Here is a 16,902-nt window from a genome sequence, read left to right as displayed (position 1 = left end):
CTGCGGTCAATTTCTTAGCTTTACCCAACAACTAACCTCATTTTATGAAAAGAATATTTTTGATGATGTTCATCGCGGGTTCGCTCGCATCCTGTAAACAAGGCGACAGCTCCGGCTCGGCAGCAGCGGGTAATAAAGACCTGGCCAAAGTTTTTGAAGATTATTACCAGGACGGCCTCAAGCTCGACCCGATAACGGCCACCTTTAACGGTGATAACCGCTATAACGATCTGCTGCCCAATTATGGTTCGGAGGCCTACCTGAAAGAAGATAAGGAATACTACACCAAATACCTGGATAAGGTTAAACAGTTTAAACGCGAAGATTTGAACGAGGCCGACCAGCTATCCTACGATATTTTTACCTACGAGGCGCAAATGGCACTGGATGGATTTAAGTTCCATACCGAATACATGCCCTTTAACCAGTTTAACGCCTTGCCGATTACTATCGGGCAATTTGGCTCGGGCAGCGGCACGCAGCCATTTAAAAACGTTAAAGATTACGATAACTGGCTAAAACGCTTAAACGCATTTGCAGTTTGGGCCGATACTGCTATAGTTAATTTTAACAAAGGCATTAAAACTGGCATGGTATTGCCCAAAAGCCTGGTGGTGAAAATGATACCGCAAATGGATGCCATGGTAGTGACCGACCCGACCAAAAGCTTGTTTTACGGCCCGATTACCAGGTTGCCGAAAGAGTTTAGCGATGCTGATAAAAAACGCCTGGCCGACGATTATAAAAAAGCGATTACCACCGTTGTGGTGCCCACCTACAAAAAGCTGGGCGATTATTTGAAAGGCACTTACCTGGCCAAGGGGCGCAGCACATCGGGCCTGTCGTCGCTGCCGGATGGTAATGCTTTGTACGCTTACTATGTTAAGTTGCAGACCACGACCGATAAAACGCCTGAACAGATCTATCAAACCGGTTTGAGCGAAGTGGCGCGTATACGCAAAGCGATGGACAGTATTAAAAACGTGGTAGGTTTTAAGGGCGACCTGCCGGCGTTCTTCGCCTATATGAAAAACGACCCCAAGTTTTTCCCTTTCAAAACGCCGAAGCAAGTGCTTGATGCTTTTGAGAACATACACCAGCGCATGCAACCAAACCTGAAAAAAGAGTTTACACACGTGCCCAAGTGCCCGTTCGAGATCAGGCAGACCGAGGCTTTCCGTGCCGCATCGGCCAGTGCCGAGTATTACCAGGGTACACCGGATGGCAGCCGACCCGGCATATTTTATGTGCCTATTTTGGATGCCACCAAGTTTAACATCACTTCGGGTATGGAATCGTTGTTTTTGCACGAAGCCATTCCGGGCCATCATTACCAGATATCGCTAACGCAGGAAAACACCTCGCTGCCCGATTTCAGGAGGTTTGATGGCAATGAGAATGCTTATGTAGAGGGCTGGGCATTGTATTGCGAATCGCTGGGCAAGGAATTGGGACTATTTACCGACCCTTACCAGCACATGGGCGCCCTGGGCGATGAGATACACCGCGCGATCCGTTTGGTTGTCGATGTGGCCATCCATACCAAAGGCATGACCCGCGAACAGGCCATTAAATATATGATGGATAACGAGCAGATCGACGAGCAGGGCGCCACCGCCGAGATAGAACGCTACATGGCCTACCCGGCACAAGCTTTAAGCTATAAAACCGGCGCATTAAAAATCCGCGAACTGCGTACCCGTTACGAGAAAAAACAAGGCAGCAAATTCGACATCGCCGAATTCCATAACCAGGTGCTGAAGGACGGTGCAATGCCGCTCAGCGTTTTTGAAGCTAAAATGGATGCCTGGGCTGCTAAGCAGTAACATATCCCTCATAGCGATGGATTTTTGAAACCCATCGCTATGAAAAAAATTACGTTAGCGATTGCAGCGGATACCGGCCCGTGGCTAATGCCTTGTGCAGTATGAGCGGAAAGCGCGGCCCGCAGGGAAACGCCCGGAAAAAAACAAACCCATATATTACCCTATCCCCGGATTACCCAACCTTTACGCTACTAGCATATAAATACTTTCATAAACTTTTCCAATCATAAATCCCTGCATTTTTCGTTATTTTGACCTGTGTTTATAACTGCTAAATATAAAGTTCCGTTTTTTGCGCTGTTGTGCCTGGCTGCCGTTACACTGTTTTTCAACTCCTGCAAAAAAGATAACGGCGATACTTTGGCCTACTTTTTAACCAACGGCAAATGGACGCTGGCATCAGTAACCGTGTTGCACTATGTTGGCGATACGCAAGGTAAAACCGATACACTGAACGCCACCTGCGCAGCAGATCAGGTGTATATCTTTAACGCCGACGGCACTTGCAGTTATAGTAATTACCATTGTATTACACAAAATTCATCGGGCACCTGGAACGTCGACCAGGATAACCTTACCCTAAGCTGCAATATGTCGGCACAGGATACCTCGAAAGGTAATAAAGTAACTGTTAAAGCTTTTCAGGCGGCGCTGATCGATAACCTCGGGCAATACTCGCTGGTACTCAAAACCGGCGATATACAAGCTTACTACAAAGCAACCACGGTACGTACGATTACCAGGTATGGGTTCGTGCATTCGCGCTAAGCAACCTTTTTTCTAATTTTTTAGTAATCAACGTACAATATTTTATATTTGAGGAAAGCTCAACCAAAAAACGGAATACTTGAAAAAACGCATTGCCATTTTTGCTTCAGGCTCGGGCTCAAACGCCCAAAAAATAATGGAGCACTTTAAACGCAGCACCATCGCTGAAGTATCACTTATTTTAACCAATAACCCCGAAGCTTACGTTTTACAGCGGGCCGATAACTTTGAGATCCCATCGCATATTTTTGACAAGCACGAGTTTTACGAAACCGACGAGATCATCCGCCTGCTGAAAAACCTGCAGATCGACCTGATCGTACTGGCCGGTTTTTTATGGCTCGTTCCGCAATCGCTCTTACAGGCCTTCCCCAACAAGATCATCAACATCCACCCTGCGCTGCTGCCCAAATACGGCGGTAAGGGCATGTATGGCGATAGGGTACACAATGCAATACTGGCCGCCAAAGAAGAAGAATCGGGCATCACCATCCATTTTGTGAACGAACATTTTGACGAAGGTGAGATCATCCATCAGTCGCGCTTTAAGATCGAGCCCGACGACGACCTCGAAATGGTGAAATTTAAGGGCCAGCAATTGGAACATGCCCATTTTGCCAAAGTGATCGAAGGTTTGCTGAAAAAAATGAAATCGTAAGCCGCACCCGTTTTTCAATACAGGTAAAAGCCTTACATTTATCTTGTAAAAATACTCCTGATGGCGGATACCTTAATCGAAAATAACTCCTGTCTGATTTATATCGACTATTTCGACCTGGAAACCAATGCCCGTCTGTTTGCTCATGCCATCGCCAAACAGGCCGATTTTACCCATACCATGACGGTTGGCCTTGATGGCGAGGGCGCTCTTAACGAAAACTACCGCCACTCGCTATCATTACCACCAAAGGATTTTAAAGAGTTTTATAAGATACTGGCCCAAAAAATAAGAAGCGAATTTGAGCAGATAGTGGAGAAACTGGGCATTGAACCATTTGAATTGGGAGCTGTAGAGATGCACCTTACCAGTCATAATAACGGCGAATTTTATAAACCGCATATTGATAACGGCAAAGGAACATTAAAAAACCGCGTAATTACCTTTGTTTATTATTTTCATTCTATCCCCAGGAAATTTGAAGGCGGGCAACTGCTTTTTTTGCGAAACAAACCCAAGCCGCTTATCGTGCCTCCCGATAATAACTCGATCGTTTTTTTCGATTCGTCATTGTTGCATGCCGTGCACCCGGTAAGCTGCCCCAGCCAGGAGTTTGCCGATGGCCGCTTTACGTTAAATGGATGGCTTTGGCGAAAAGTTGAAGAAGAAAAACAGGCTGAAGACTCAAGCCCGCCGGCAGCGCAATAATATCGGATGTTGAGCTTAACTCCGTTATTCGGCATTAAAAATCCGATGTTTTTAATAGCCCTGGTGCCCTTTTCTGTTCAGGTCGTCCTTTTCGGCGGCATACGGCCCATCCCGATCTACATAATGTAAAAAAACCTGTGAGCAGGCGCCAAAGGTATTGGGTTCGCGCCAGTGTACCAGTTCGATGCCTTTAAAAATAAAAGCGTCGCCCGCTTCCAGTGCAAAAGCATGGTTTTGCCCGCTCCTGTCTTTAAGCCATAAGGGCCATGGTTGGCCTTCGTTACCCAAACATAAGCTTACGGTTACTTCGCAGGCATGGCGGTCGCGATGTATTTTCAACTCTTCGCCCAAATGATACTGGCGGGCGTAACTATACGTTTTATACAGCTTATAACCCGATTGCTGCTCTACGTCGGGCAATAAATGCTCGAGCAGTTTTTCGAAAAAAGGTTCTTTATAAAACCCCTGCGAACCGGGTACCTGCGGGTCTTGTTTACCCTTGCCCAACTCTACCAGGCGGTTCATGATCTTCCAGTAAGCCGATGTGTCGTCAACCAGGCCTTTTACAAACTTATATCCGTTATCTTTAAAGCTGTTATCGCTCACTCTATATGCCGAATTAAAAGGTTTTTGTGGGATAAATATAAAAATTAAATCCGGAGCCCGTACTTGGCTATTGCTTTCGGGGCAATATGTTTCTCTATTTGTTGTATATTGCAGGCTCTGATCGAACCCGAATTATGAAAAGTGAGCTTGAAAAAGATATCCTGGCCTTATTGGCGGCCCATCCCGAGCTTAAAAACAGCAGGTTATTATTTAACGAGGACAATTTTAAACTGGTGAGCGATGAGCAAACTGACGATGATGCGCTGCCGCTTTGTAAGATCAGAGAAGAGAGCCCCGAAGTTTTATGGGGCCTGTCGTCAAAAATAGAGCCCCGGAAATCGGCCGTACATGGTTACGGTGTTTTTGCCCGCGAAGCCATCGAAGAGGGCGAAATGATAGAGCAAAGCAAACTGCTGAAGCTGGGTAGCCGATCGAAAATCTCGCACGACCCGGTTTTGGGTGATTACGTTTGGGCCAATCAGCAATGCGAGTGCCCGGAATGTAAAACTTATGGCGCATTTCAATATTTCCCGTTTGGTTACATCTCGCTCTATAACCACTCCGACGGGCCGAATACCCGTCAGGAAATGAACTTCAAAACCGAAGTGGCGACCATTACCGCCCGGCAGCGCATTGAAAAGGATGAAGAAATATTCGTAACCTATGGCACCAAGTATTGGATCATCCGCGACTTTTGGAAACAGGTTGGCAAAACTGACGCTATTGCTAAATTTCACAAAGCCAATATTCAACCCAAGATCAAATAATCAGCACATTGCTGACCTTCCCCTTTTTAAAGCATGAGCTCGATTTACGGAATACTCCACTATGATCAAAAACCGGTTACCACGGCCGACCTGGCCGTGATGGAACAGCCATTGGCACATTGGGATGTCGGCGCCAAAGGTATGTGGGTCGGCGGTTCTGTCGGCTTAGGGCATTTGATGTTATACAATACGCCCGAATCGCTGCACGAAAAAATGCCGCTGCACGAAGCCGGCAGCAATTTAACCATTACTGCCGATGCCCGGCTGGATAACCGTGATGAACTTTTCAGTAAATTAGATGCCAGCAAGGCTAATGCTGATGAGGTACCCGACAGCGCCTTGATATTAAAAGCATACCAAAAATACGGCGAGGATTGCGCCACACACCTGATCGGCGATTTTGCCTTTGCCATTTGGGATGAAAACGAACAAAGACTTTTTTGCGCCCGCGACCACATGGGCATCAAACCCTTTTTTTATTACCAGGATGAACGCTTTTTTGCCTTTGCGACAGAGAAGAAGGGCTTGCTTGCCTTGCCGGGGATAGATAAAAGCATCAATAAGCAATTTGTATATAATTATCTCATTCGCACGGCTGAGCAAACTTTGGATAGCACTGTTTATGAGAAGATAAAGCGCCTTGAGCCTGCCCATACCTTAACTGTACATCAGCCGAAAAATGAGTTAAGGTTGCTGCAATACTGGGATATGGATGCCGAAACAGAACTCCATTTTGCCAACCGGCAGGATTATTACGATGGCCTGCTCGATCATTTTAAAGCCGCGGTAAAATGCCGTTTGCGAAGCGCCTACCCTATCGGTGTTGAATTAAGCGGCGGCATGGACTCGTCGGGCATTACCGGCGTGGCAGCGCATTTTTTACAACGGGAGGGTAAAAACCTGATCACCATATCCAATACGGTACCCAGGGATGTTACTGATGAGAAGATACTGGCCGAGAGCGAGCGTACCTGGATTGATGCTGTGGTAAACTTTAACCATATCGAAAATGCCATTTATACCGTTGCCGACGATTATACCAGGCCTTTTGCCGATAACGATTTTTTACTGGAGGTGAACGACGGACTCGAAAACTGGCACCAGATGTGGCAGGTTCCCATCCGCAGGGTTGCACAGCAGCAGGGCATCCGGACTTTGTTTTCGGGCTTCCCCGGCGATGAGATGGTAACCTACCGCGGCAAATACTACTTTTTAGATTACCTGGATAAAAAGCAATACCTTAAATATTTCCTGGCTAAGAAAAAATTTCCGGGTTTTTATAAGATAGAGCCTTTTATACCCTATTCGGTGCGTTATAACATGCACCTGCTTAAAACCAGGTGGGGCCTGCATAACAAGCACGTCAAAAAATCGCTTAAAACTTATGATATCCCTGCCGAGTACCTGCGTAAAACCGGCGACGCTAATTGGCTCACCCCCCTCAAAGAAGAGCAGTATAAAAGCTATCGCCATTATCAAAAGCATCGCTTTTTGCGTAATCATTTGCCCGCCCGTATGGAAAGTGAAACCCGTTATGGCCTGTATTTTGGTTTTGAACCCCGTTTCCCCATGGCCGATATCCGGCTGACGCAATATTACCTGTCGTTACCTAATGACCTGAAGTACGAAGGCGATCTGAACCGTACCGCTTACCGCAAAGCGCTTAAGGATTTTTTACCCCGGGAGGTACTGGAACGCGATAATAAATTTGGCGGCATGGCGCCATACCGCGAGCCCATAAAAGATGAAGCGGTGATTAAACAACGGCGCGATGAGCAACAAAAGGCACTGGAGCAATTGCTTAAAAACATCGGCAATAACCCTTTGCTCAACAGTAAAAGGCCTAAAAACGTGGGCTTTGATGCAACACTTTTGCGCTGGCTCGAGCAAAACCCCGATGCGTTTAAATAAACGCGGTTAAGGATTTACTATCACAACCTCTACATGTTCAAGCGTTTGCGCGCGTGTACTGCTGTTTAAAAACTTTGGCTTCAGTTTGGTTATCCAGTACCTGTCAAATGTTTTTATCGCCGGCCCAATGTGCCAGCCTTTGCTTTTTAAGGCATCAATGTTTTCGGGATAGCCGTATATCAAAAAAGGTTTTGGGGGTATTTCGCCCTTACCGTCCTGATCTATGGTAAACAGATGGCTATCGAGGTAAAACTCCAGCGGGTAGGCATAATCGCCGGGGTGAAGGCATTGCACTACCGGCAGCTTTTGCGGGTTGTTTTGATTGAGCCATATTGCCGCCTCGCTGCCGCTCTGGTATTTTAGTAAGGATGGATAGAAAGCCAGGTTGAGATAAAGATTAACAATGCAGGCAGCCAGGAATGTGACGATCGCTGTTTTTTGCCAGCTAATCGTAGTTGCCTTTCCGGGAAAGAAGATCATCGCTGAAAGCAACAACAACAATATGATTCCAGTAAGCAAAGTCATGCTTTCGGGTTTGAAGAAGATTTGAAGAGCGACTATCAGCAATAACATCAAAACCGCAATCATAATTTGCGTGACGCGGATAGCCCGGATGCTTTTTACACCTTTAACCCCGGCCAGGTATTGTGCCGTAATGATGGCGAAGAAGGGGTATACGATATTGAGGTAAAAAGGCAATTGAAATTTCGACGCCGAAAACAGCAGGAATGTCAAGAGCGAACCGCAGATGCAGTACCACTCGGCCTGCTTAACGTTTTTGCCTTTCTGCTTAAAAAATTGAAATATCGCCGCAAACAACAGCAACGACCAGGGTAAAAAGGCCCACAAAGTGGTATGGATAAAAAATGTTGGGTCGCCGTGGCCCTTAATCGGCCCGGTATTAAAAAACCGCCCGAACTGGCTATCCCAGAAAAAGAACCTGACGCCCGAAACATGATCGTGCCCGAACACTACTTTTTCGGGGTGCAGATCAAACTGGTGGTAAAGGCAATATATTTCGGGCAGGATAAATATGCCGGTTAGTATAATTGCCACAAGCCATCGCAGGTTAAATAACCCGCGCCATTGTTTTTTGATGATCATATCCCCGGCCAGGGCTCCGCCAATGGGGATAACGGCAAACATGCCCTTGGTCATGATGGCGCAGGCGGCAAACGCACAGCCCAAAAGTAAATGCCACCAGTTTTTAGCCGTGTACGACCGGTAAAAATGGTACACCGAGGCGATGATCAGCCCGGTAAGGTAGGGTTCGGCACGCACATCCTGGTTAGATATGATGATGTGCTCGGCAGTTAGCAATATCAATACCGACCATAGCGCCACCTGTTCGTTATAAAGCTTTTTGGCGAAGAGGTAGGTATACCGTGCGCCCATCAGCAAAAATAAGATGGCAGGCAGTTTATAGGCCCAGGTAGTAAAGCCAAAGCATTTAAACGATAGTGCGATGATCCAGAACGGGAAATGTGGTTTATCGAGCCAGTTGCGGCCCTCGGCAAAAAGGTCGGTATAGTTGTTATGCAGCACCATTGTTTTAGCAATGGTTGCATACAAGGCCCCGTCGGGCGCCATAATGGTAACAAATAGCCCGCTAAGATTTAATAAAACGGCGATAAAAACCAAAGTATAAAGCCAACGTATGTTCGTCGCGGGCATCAATTTCGTCATACAAAAGTATCAGGCGCTTAAAGGTATGCAGAATTTTGTATTACCGGCTTAAGTGCTTCTAATAATTTATCAGTAGCTTAGTATGGTATTCAAAAATACGGCTTAAACATCGACCTAAAAACATTTCATAAAAAGAGCGGTATTATATTAGTTGCCAGGCAATGAAAGCTATTATATTACAGTGATTTTGATTATTTGAGGAAGATATAATCCGTATTTTTATAAATATGTGGGGGTTAAAAAAATTTCTGGCGGGTAGTACCAATTTTATCAACAGCCCTTTTTACATCAAATATGGTATACCCCTGCTTTTACTGATATGGGTCACCCTGTTGAAGCTCATTCTGTTTAAATATATTGGGCAGCCAACGCCATTCTTACTTTATTTTGCGGTAATTATTATAACGGCCAGGTATTTTGGCGAGATATCGGCGCTGGTTATTATTTTTTGTGCGGCGCTGGTAGTCAACTTCTTTTTTTTATACCCTTACGACAGTTTTTCCATTGATACCGGGCACCTTGTTCAAACCGGCATATTTGTTTTAGAGTGCAGTTTTATTGTGGGCCTAAGTGCCGCCTTGCGAAAAACCGTTCAGAAAATGCATCAGCGCGATATGGTTTTTAAGGCGCTTGTCGAAAAAAGTGCCGAAGGCATTACCATGCACAACGCCGATGGGATGCGCATATACTGTAGCCCATCGGTTGAGGAAATACTCGGCTATACACCCGAAGAGCTTTTAAAACAGGACCCCTGGGCGTACAGCCACGAGGGCGAGCTGTTATACGCCAAGGAGCAGTTTTACCGCCTGGCATCGCACCCCGGTAAAACCATCACCATATTGCACCGGGTAAGGCACAAAAACGATAAATGGATATGGCTCGAAAGCCGGCTAACCAACCTGCTGCACGAACCGATGGTTAACGCCATCATTTCGAACTTTACCGATGTTACCGATCGTGTATACCTCGAAAAACAACGTGAGGATTTTATCGGCGTGGCATCGCATGAGTTGAAAACACCTTTAACCAGTTTAAAAGCGTTTACCCAGGTGCTCGAAAACAGGTTTAAAAACAGTACCGATACCTCATCGCACGAGATCATCACCAAGATAGACTACCAGGTTAACCGTATTGTGAGCATGATTAACGATATGCTCGATGTAAGTTCGTTGCAGGCGGGCGGGTTAAATTTTAATATCAGTAAGTTTGATTTGAACGAGCTGATAAACGAGTTAAGCCAGGCCCTGCAGCAAAGCATGCGCAAACACCGCATTGTTGTAAACCTGGCCCCCTTGGATGCCATACCCGGCGACAGGGACCGGATAGGTCAGATCATCAACAACCTGATAGCGAATGCTGTTAAATACTCGCCCGCGGCCGACACAATAAACATCAGCTCAAAAATTGATGGCGATTATGTAACCGTTTCTGTGCAGGATTATGGCATCGGCATACCCGAAGATGAGCAGAAAAGTATTTTTGAAAAATTTTACCGGGTAGGGAACTCCCAGAAAGCTTTTCAAGGATTGGGGCTGGGGCTTTTTATCTGTTACCAGATCGTCGAGATACACAAGGGGAAGATCGGTGTGATCAGCCATCCGGGCGAAGGCTCCACGTTTTGGTTCAGCCTGCCGTTATAATAAAAAAGCATCCGCTTTTAGGGCGGATGCTGCAACGATTTTTATGATGATTAAGAATTAACCAACTACTGTTACGTTTGTTGCGTTAAGACCTTTTTTGCCATTAACAACTTCAAATTGTACTTTGTCGTTTTCGCGGATCTGATCAACTAAACCTGTTGAGTGTACAAAAACTTCGGCACCGCCTTCTTCGGGGATGATGAATCCGAAGCCTTTGGTTACATTAAAAAATTTTACTGTTCCTTGTTGCATTATTGTGTATTTAAAAAATTTGCCGCAAGGTAATGTTAATAATTTGATATGCAATACCCGCCGGTGTAAAAATACACTGTGATGCTATTTCAGCAACAATTTAGTGGCGCCATAGCCAAATTTCTCCTTGCGGGCATCCATAAATGTTTGTACATGCGGATGCCTGCCCGCCAGTTTGTGCAGCTCGTTTTTTAAGGTACCGTTACCTACGCCGTGTATAAAAGTAATGGCCGGCAACTTATGTACGATGGCTGCATCGAGCGCTTTTTTAAAAGTATCCAGCTGGATGCGTAAGATCTCGTCGCTGCCTAAAAACCGGTGATCATCGTGGAGTTTTTCAATATGCAGGTCTACCTCGCTGGCCGGTTTTTCAATTTCGCGTTTCTCCTCGGCCGGTTTAAAAAAACTTTCCTTGAGCTTTTGGGCGTCTATCATCATTTCGGGCTCGTCCAAACGGATCAGCCAGGCTGGTTCTTTAAGCAAGTTGACCGATTTTTTACCCCCTGAAAAATCCTTCGCCTTAAAGTTTTCCTTATAAACCAACGGCTCGGTTATGGCAATGTTTTGCGAAGTGTAGTATAACGCCTGGAAATGAAATTTGGGCCAGATCTGGATATCGGGCAGCGGTGCCGAATAAATTTTTACGGCTGTTTTGGGTGCGATGATGCCTGCGTATTCGCCTTTAAACTGGTTTTGCCTTTCGGTTGTGAGCGAGAGCAGTAATTGAAAAGATGTTTCGTTAACGAGGTGAAAATGCACCACCGATGCGATGCGCTGATCGCTGGTAACAGCCAGATAAACGCCTTTGGTTACAAATTCGGCAACCGGCGTACGCTTTTCTTCAAATGCTTCGCTTGCTATACCCGATGACTGATGCCCGTGCACCGTGGTTACCTTGCTGGCTAAAACCGGTATCTCAAAATCATCGTCGCCGGTTACGCCGATCATCTCCTCATCAAAAATACGGGTAATGTAGCCTTCGCGCCGCTCATCTACAAAACGTACAAAATCGCCCAATTTAAATCGCATAATTATATTGCATGTAATAAGAGGGCAAAATTAGCCTATTTTATGCTGTTTATATAAAATGTTTGCAATGCTAAAATCCGTCGTACCTGGTTATTGCTTTGTAAAAGTCTTTTTTCATAAAAAGTTTAAAAGCTTTAGGATCTTCTTTTAAAACTGGTGCAAGAGCCGCAGAGTCGAGCTTTTGTATCGGCCCGTTGCCTACCTGAAAAGCTTGCAGGTAGTCACTGTTAATATTTTCAATTTCCGACAGGTGCGAGTAAGCACTTATTTTACCGCGCAAAACCCGGAATAACCAACAGCTATCGGTAGCAAGCCCGGTAAAATTTACAATGCCTTCGCTGCGGGTTATGGTTAATGTCTGATCACAGTATATTTTTTTATACCGTTTCGGGTCTGACTCTGGCACCGATTTATCGTTAAACACCAGATAACTTTTATGCGTTACGGTGTCTACATGTATTTTCGATTTTATTTCTTTAACAGTACTATCCTTCATTATTACCTTAAACTTGTATTCGTTGTTAACCAGGTAATCCATACCGAAGTACCAACGCTGATTAAGCATCCGGTTCATCGACATTTGCATTGATTGGTTAGCCATCATACGGTTAAAATCAGGCCGTAAGGAAACCGGGACACCATTTTGCGCCAATACCCTGCCAGTTATTAAGGTGATAAATAAGGTTAAGGTAATAGTAGTGTATAATTTTTGCATGGCTGTAAATTTGCTGTTGCAAGATAATATATTGGTCTTCACATATTGTATTGATTAATGAAAATATCAGTAATTTTAGCTATATCGGGCAGCCTGCGCAAAAACTCCTCAAACGGTGCCATTATCAATGCCCTTGCCGCTATGGCTCCGGAAGGTGTAACCGTTACAGTTTACGAGGGCTTGGCCAACCTGCCACATTTCGACCCGGGGTTGGATACAGGAGAGCCGCTTGCCGCAGTGGCCGATCTGCGGAAGCAGATCAGTGAAGCGGATGGCGTATTGATCTGCACACCCGAATATGCGTTCGGTATCCCTGCTGCTTTAAAAAACGCTTTGGAGTGGACGGTATCATCGGGCGAGTTTGTGGATAAGCCTACGGCGCTGATCACGGCATCCAGCCAGGGGCAGCATGGGCACGCGGCTTTGCAACTGGTGTTAGGGGCAATTTCGGCGAAACTGCCCGAAGAAGCCAAATTGCTGATCCCCTTTATCCGAACCAGGATAAACGCCGAAGGCAAAGTTACCGATGCCGAAGTGTTAGCCTCGCTGCAATCGGTTTTACAGGCGCTTATCGGTACGATCAACCAATCGTAGTAAAAATACTACGATCACCCTCATACAAGGCCGCACCGGCAAACGATCGAATCATATCATATCTGATTATATTGGTTTGGAAGCGACTGAGAGCTAATTCCGGAAGTTAAGTCGAAAGCCATGATGGATGTGTGAATGTACAGATGAGTAAATGTGCAAATGATTGACTTGCTGAACTGATTATCGACAAGAGTTTTTGAGAGAACTGTCTTCATTTGCACATTTTCACGTTTGCACATTGCAAAACGCCTATCTTTGCAATATGTCCCAACCGAACAACCCATTACACGGTAAAACACTCGAAGCCATCGTAACCGAACTGGTTGAACATTATGGCTGGGAGCGGCTGGGTCAACTCATCAAAATAAACAGCTTTACACATGAGCCAGGCATAAAATCGAGCCTGAAGTTTTTACGTAAAACCGAATGGGCAAGGCGTAAGGTTGAACTGTTGTACCTGGATACTTTTATGGCCTGAATTTGCGTAATTGCTTGATTTTTGGTATATTAGATGACTAAGCGAAAGGCACTGAAGCGGGAAGCCGGGGCAGAAATGCTGCGAAAATTTCTTACTATTTCCCCCCTGAGAAGAGAATCAGGAACCAAGAGTCAAGATGTATGACTGGTGATTTTACGTTAGGCAGTAGTTACCGGCCGTTCGATGGAAATTTTTGACCTGTTACTTTTGAATTTTGACTTAGGCCTGCCCCAACGCCTTCCGTATCGCATCTTCCGATCGTTGCACTACCTCTTCGGGGGTGCCGGTGCTTGGTTCTATCGGCTTGAGCACTTCGAGGCTGATATGCTCGAAAGCGCTGAGCGGGAAAAAGCCGTACTGCACCATCCGCCAGCTGTTGTTAATAGCCAGCGGCACGAGCAGGGCTTCGGGGCATTTTTTGAGGATGGTGGCTACCCCGCCTACCTGGAAGTTGCGCACCACGCCGTCTTTTGAGCGGGTACCTTCGGGGAAGATGGCTGCCGACCATTTGTTCTCGCGCATGCGCTGGGCAAGCTTCACAATTTCCATGATGGATTGCTTGGTGTCCTTACGGTCGATATTGGCACCGCCGCCCTTGCGCAGGTTATAGCTGATGCTGGGTATGCCTTTGGCGAGCTCGATCTTGGAGATAAACTTGGCGTGGTGCTTACGCATAAACCAGATGATGGGCGGTATATCATACATGCTTTGGTGGTTGGCCAAAAAAATGATGGGCCTGTCTGCCGGCAGGTTATATGGATTTTTAAAGCTGATGCGGTGCCCGAGCAGGTAACCGTTGTACAACAGGAAAAAGTTCATGATATCGACCACCTTTTTGTGCGCCTTATAACCGCCCAGATTGTAGGCCAGCCATTGCAAGGGGTGAAATATCCCCAGCCAGAACCAGAAGAACAGGTAATAAACAGGCGTGAGTATGTATCCCCCTAACTTGTGCATGGGCGCAAAAGTAATACTTATCGGCTAAATTGTACAAACGGTTGTTTAAGGCAACCGGTTTTCGATGATCATGAGCTTTACGCGCAGCACGGCGGCCACGGTAAGCGAGTCGGTTATCTGTCCGCCGATGACCATCTGGTAAACCTCCTCGAAAGGGAGTTTACGTACGGCGAGCTGTTCGGTTTCCTCCGGTTGGGCCTCAAACTGCTCCAGCCCGCGTGCCAGGTAGCAGATGCCCAGCTCATCGCTTACCGAGTTGGAGAGGTGGATGCGTTGAAGTTCCGTCCAGTGCGAAGCTTTAAGGCCGGTTTCCTCGAGCAGCTCGCGCCTGATGGATTCCAATGGTTCGATGGCGTGGAGGCCGCCACCCTCGGGCATTTCCCATGTGTATTGGTCGATGGTAAAGCGGTACTGACCAACGAGGTAGGTGTTGAGGTCGTCGTCGAGCGCGATAACGCCCAGGGCCAGGTTTTTAAAATGCACCTTGCCGTAGATGCCCGGCTTGCCCGATGGGTTGATGACCTGGTACTCGGTAAGGTGTATCCAGGGGTTATCGTAAACCTCGCGTTCGCCGGTTATCTTCCAGGGGTTATCTTCGCTGTGTTGCATGGCTGCAAAATAAGGGTATCGGGGTTAAAAAACAACTTGTAACAAGTTAAAAAGCCGGTAATCTAAAAGCTATAAAACTTACTGTGATGAGATACTTCCTTTGCTTCCTGTTCCCGCCGCTGGCTGTGTTAACAACCGGCCGTATCGGCGCCTTTATACTGAGTATTATATTGACCATTTGTTTCTGGATCCCGGGTATCATTCACGCCGTGCTGGTTACGCAGGATTATTACGAGGCCAAGCGCCACCGCAGGCTAATCCGCGAGGTACGGCGCCACGGCTATCGCTAAACAAAAAAGCCTCCCGATAAACTCGAAAGGCTTCAAAATTTATAGTTTGGGCTCTTAGATGCCAAAGGCAGCTTTAACCTTGTCTACATAGTCTAATTTTTCCCAGGTGAACAGCTCGACCTCAACTTCTTTCCTGGTACCGTCGGGCGAGGTGAACGTTTTGGTTACGGTTTGGGCCGGTTTACCGAAGTGGCCGTAAGCGGCGGTCTCTAAATAAATAGGGTTGCGCAGTTTAAATCGGGTTTCGATTGCGTATGGCGTCATCGGGAATATCGACTCAACCTTGGCCGCAATCTCACCGTCTGTCAGTTTAACTTTGGCAGTGCCATAAGTATTTACATAGATCCCCATAGGCTGCGCCACACCGATAGCGTACGATACCTGTACCAGCACCTCATCGCAAACGCCGGCAGCAACCAGGTTTTTGGCAATGTGGCGGGTTGCGTAAGCCGCCGAGCGGTCGACCTTCGAAGGATCTTTACCCGAGAAAGCACCACCACCGTGGGCACCTTTGCCACCGTAGGTATCCACAATGATTTTGCGGCCGGTTAAGCCGGTATCGCCGTGCGGGCCACCGATCACAAACTTACCGGTAGGGTTAATATGGTATTTGATGTTATCGTTAAAGAAGTGGCTGTATTTAGGGTACTTGCTTTTTACACGCGGGATCAGTATCTCCACGATGTCCTTACGGATCTTGGCCAGCATGGCCTCTTCGGTATCAAAATCGTCGTGTTGGGTCGATACCACAATCGCGTCGATACGTACCGGTTTGTTATTATCGTCGTACTCTAAAGTCACCTGGCTTTTGGCATCCGGGCGCAGGTATTTTACCTCGCTGTTTTCGCGGCGGATCTCGGCCAGCGTGATCAGTATCGCATGAGCAATATCCAATGCCAGGGGCATATAGTTTTCGGTTTCAACAGTAGCGTAACCGAACATCATACCCTGGTCGCCGGCGCCCTGGTCTTCTTTCTTTTTACGGTCAACGCCCTGGTTAATATCAGGCGATTGCTCGTGTATAGCCGAAAGCACACCGCAGGAGCTGCCATCAAACATATATTCGGCCTTGGTATAGCCGATTTTATTGATCACGTCGCGGGCGATCTTTTGCACATCGAGGTAGGTTTTCGAGTTCACTTCGCCCGCCAAAATTACCTGCCCGGTGGTCACCAGCGTTTCGCAGGCTACTTTCGATTCAGGGTCAAATGCCAGAAAATTGTCAATTAGTGCGTCCGAGATCTGGTCGGCAACTTTGTCGGGGTGTCCTTCTGATACCGACTCTGAAGTAAATAAATACGACATAAAAATTCCTTAGTTTTTTTGTTAATCCGCTAAATTGTGGCTTTCAGAAGGGATTGGGTAAAAAAAGAAGCAGGGTTTTAGCACTTTTTTACGTGGTTGCAAT

18 protein-coding genes are annotated in these 16,902 nt (G+C 46.5%); 10 read left to right on the top strand and 8 right to left on the bottom strand.

Annotation, left to right across the window (positions count from 1 at the left end):
* Positions 1 to 44: 44 nt before the first annotated feature.
* The 4 genes from BEL04_RS23005 (at position 45) to BEL04_RS22990 (ending at position 3,960) form a co-directional block, all read left to right on the top strand.
* On the top strand, positions 45 to 1,826 hold the full coding sequence (locus tag BEL04_RS23005; RefSeq protein WP_066007967.1) for a DUF885 family protein: 1,782 nt from the start codon (positions 45 to 47) through the stop codon (positions 1,824 to 1,826).
* Positions 1,827 to 2,084: 258 nt separating this feature from the next.
* Positions 2,085 to 2,594, top strand: a complete 510-nt coding sequence (locus tag BEL04_RS23000; protein WP_066007966.1) for a DUF5004 domain-containing protein — start codon at positions 2,085 to 2,087, stop codon at positions 2,592 to 2,594.
* Between the two features lie 79 nt (positions 2,595 to 2,673).
* Positions 2,674 to 3,252, top strand: a complete 579-nt coding sequence (purN, locus tag BEL04_RS22995) for a phosphoribosylglycinamide formyltransferase (RefSeq protein WP_066007965.1) — start codon at positions 2,674 to 2,676, stop codon at positions 3,250 to 3,252.
* Positions 3,253 to 3,312: 60 nt separating this feature from the next.
* A complete protein-coding gene (locus BEL04_RS22990; RefSeq protein WP_066007963.1) occupies positions 3,313 to 3,960 on the top strand; it encodes a 2OG-Fe(II) oxygenase in 648 nt (215 codons plus the stop codon).
* 51 nt (positions 3,961 to 4,011) lie between these two features.
* On the opposite strand, the gene BEL04_RS22985 is transcribed toward BEL04_RS22990, so the two are convergent.
* Positions 4,012 to 4,566 (bottom strand): hypothetical protein, encoded by a 555-nt coding sequence (locus BEL04_RS22985; RefSeq protein ID WP_066007961.1) that lies wholly within the window; start codon positions 4,564 to 4,566, stop codon positions 4,012 to 4,014.
* A 134-nt stretch (positions 4,567 to 4,700) separates the two neighbouring features.
* Between BEL04_RS22985 and BEL04_RS22980 the strand changes: the two genes are divergently transcribed.
* On the top strand, positions 4,701 to 5,333 hold the full coding sequence (locus BEL04_RS22980; protein ID WP_066007959.1) for an SET domain-containing protein-lysine N-methyltransferase: 633 nt from the start codon (positions 4,701 to 4,703) through the stop codon (positions 5,331 to 5,333).
* Positions 5,334 to 5,366: 33 nt separating this feature from the next.
* Positions 5,367 to 7,244 carry an asparagine synthase-related protein gene (locus tag BEL04_RS22975; RefSeq protein ID WP_066007957.1) on the top strand — a complete coding sequence of 626 codons (1,878 nt, stop codon included), beginning with the start codon at positions 5,367 to 5,369 and terminating at the stop codon, positions 7,242 to 7,244.
* Positions 7,245 to 7,250: 6 nt separating this feature from the next.
* Here BEL04_RS22975 and BEL04_RS22970 read toward each other — a convergent pair whose 3' ends face one another.
* A complete protein-coding gene (locus BEL04_RS22970; protein ID WP_066007956.1) occupies positions 7,251 to 8,930 on the bottom strand; it encodes a glycosyltransferase family 39 protein in 1,680 nt (559 codons plus the stop codon).
* A 227-nt stretch (positions 8,931 to 9,157) separates the two neighbouring features.
* Between BEL04_RS22970 and BEL04_RS22965 the strand changes: the two genes are divergently transcribed.
* Positions 9,158 to 10,570, top strand: a complete 1,413-nt coding sequence (locus tag BEL04_RS22965) for an ATP-binding protein (RefSeq protein WP_066007955.1) — start codon at positions 9,158 to 9,160, stop codon at positions 10,568 to 10,570.
* A gap of 57 nt (positions 10,571 to 10,627) precedes the next feature.
* On the opposite strand, the gene BEL04_RS22960 is transcribed toward BEL04_RS22965, so the two are convergent.
* From BEL04_RS22960 to BEL04_RS22950, 3 genes are all read right to left on the bottom strand, one after another.
* Positions 10,628 to 10,822, bottom strand: a complete 195-nt coding sequence (locus BEL04_RS22960; RefSeq protein WP_066008060.1) for a cold-shock protein — start codon at positions 10,820 to 10,822, stop codon at positions 10,628 to 10,630.
* Positions 10,823 to 10,906: 84 nt separating this feature from the next.
* Entirely contained in the window at positions 10,907 to 11,851 is a 945-nt protein-coding gene (locus tag BEL04_RS22955) for a Smr/MutS family protein (RefSeq protein ID WP_066007950.1), read from the bottom strand.
* Between the two features lie 70 nt (positions 11,852 to 11,921).
* Positions 11,922 to 12,566 (bottom strand): hypothetical protein, encoded by a 645-nt coding sequence (locus tag BEL04_RS22950; protein ID WP_066007948.1) that lies wholly within the window; start codon positions 12,564 to 12,566, stop codon positions 11,922 to 11,924.
* 57 nt (positions 12,567 to 12,623) lie between these two features.
* On the opposite strand from BEL04_RS22950, the gene BEL04_RS22945 reads away from it, so the two are divergent.
* Together BEL04_RS22945 and BEL04_RS22940 are read left to right on the top strand one after the other, a co-directional pair.
* Positions 12,624 to 13,160, top strand: coding sequence for an NADPH-dependent FMN reductase (locus BEL04_RS22945; protein ID WP_066007946.1), 537 nt, complete (start codon positions 12,624 to 12,626; stop codon positions 13,158 to 13,160).
* A gap of 262 nt (positions 13,161 to 13,422) precedes the next feature.
* On the top strand, positions 13,423 to 13,638 hold the full coding sequence (locus BEL04_RS22940) for a VF530 family DNA-binding protein (RefSeq protein ID WP_066007944.1): 216 nt from the start codon (positions 13,423 to 13,425) through the stop codon (positions 13,636 to 13,638).
* 219 nt (positions 13,639 to 13,857) lie between these two features.
* On the opposite strand, the gene BEL04_RS22935 is transcribed toward BEL04_RS22940, so the two are convergent.
* A complete protein-coding gene (locus tag BEL04_RS22935; protein ID WP_066007943.1) occupies positions 13,858 to 14,595 on the bottom strand; it encodes a 1-acyl-sn-glycerol-3-phosphate acyltransferase in 738 nt (245 codons plus the stop codon).
* A 45-nt stretch (positions 14,596 to 14,640) separates the two neighbouring features.
* Complete coding sequence (locus BEL04_RS22930) at positions 14,641 to 15,204, bottom strand: NUDIX hydrolase (protein ID WP_066007942.1); 564 nt, start codon at positions 15,202 to 15,204, stop codon at positions 14,641 to 14,643.
* 86 nt (positions 15,205 to 15,290) lie between these two features.
* Here BEL04_RS22930 and BEL04_RS22925 point away from each other — a divergent pair, with 86 nt between their 5' ends.
* Positions 15,291 to 15,494 (top strand): YqaE/Pmp3 family membrane protein, encoded by a 204-nt coding sequence (locus BEL04_RS22925; RefSeq protein ID WP_066007941.1) that lies wholly within the window; start codon positions 15,291 to 15,293, stop codon positions 15,492 to 15,494.
* Between the two features lie 54 nt (positions 15,495 to 15,548).
* On the opposite strand, the gene metK is transcribed toward BEL04_RS22925, so the two are convergent.
* On the bottom strand, positions 15,549 to 16,799 hold the full coding sequence (gene metK / locus BEL04_RS22920; protein WP_066007940.1) for a methionine adenosyltransferase: 1,251 nt from the start codon (positions 16,797 to 16,799) through the stop codon (positions 15,549 to 15,551).
* Between the last annotated feature and the right edge of the window lie 103 nt (positions 16,800 to 16,902).

Origin of the sequence: Mucilaginibacter sp. PPCGB 2223, assembly GCF_001705515.1 — a bacterium.
Taxonomy (GTDB): Bacteria; Bacteroidota; Bacteroidia; order Sphingobacteriales; family Sphingobacteriaceae; genus Mucilaginibacter.
This window is presented reverse-complemented; position numbering and strand designations above follow the sequence as displayed.